Genomic DNA, 353 nt, shown 5'->3' with positions numbered 1-353 from the left:
AGCAGCCGGTTGTCCGCGGGGTCCGTCACAGAAACGGTGTTGGAGAACTGCTCGGCCGCATAAACACGGTCGTGATGGCTGACAGCGATATCAGGCGCGCTGGCCGCGCCGGGTGCCTGACCGGCCCACGCAGAGCCGGCAAGTGCAAAGCCGGCAACGCCCGCGGCGACGCAAAACCGGGAAAGGTTCTTCTTCATTGCTGATCCTCTTGATTGGATATCGATCCGGACATGCTGTGGTGGGTCGGCTGCGCGGCAGAACCTGATGCGTGGCCCGGACCCATCTGATCCGGTGCAGCGGCCGACGGCGGCAACGGCTGCCCCAACGCAATGCGCATGGCGACGATCTCCTGC

The 353-nt window shown here is 64.9% G+C and carries 1 pseudogene; it reads right to left on the bottom strand.

The annotated features are described in order from the left end of the window. Nucleotides 1-197: pseudogene (locus EN859_RS36085) on the bottom strand (hypothetical protein); the annotation flags it as partial. Between the last annotated feature and the right edge of the window lie 156 nt (nucleotides 198-353).

The organism is Mesorhizobium sp. M00.F.Ca.ET.216.01.1.1 (assembly GCF_004010325.2).
Lineage (GTDB): Bacteria > Pseudomonadota > Alphaproteobacteria > Rhizobiales > Rhizobiaceae > Mesorhizobium.
Note: the sequence above shows the minus strand (reverse complement) of the source record. Positions and strands in the feature narration are given on the sequence as shown.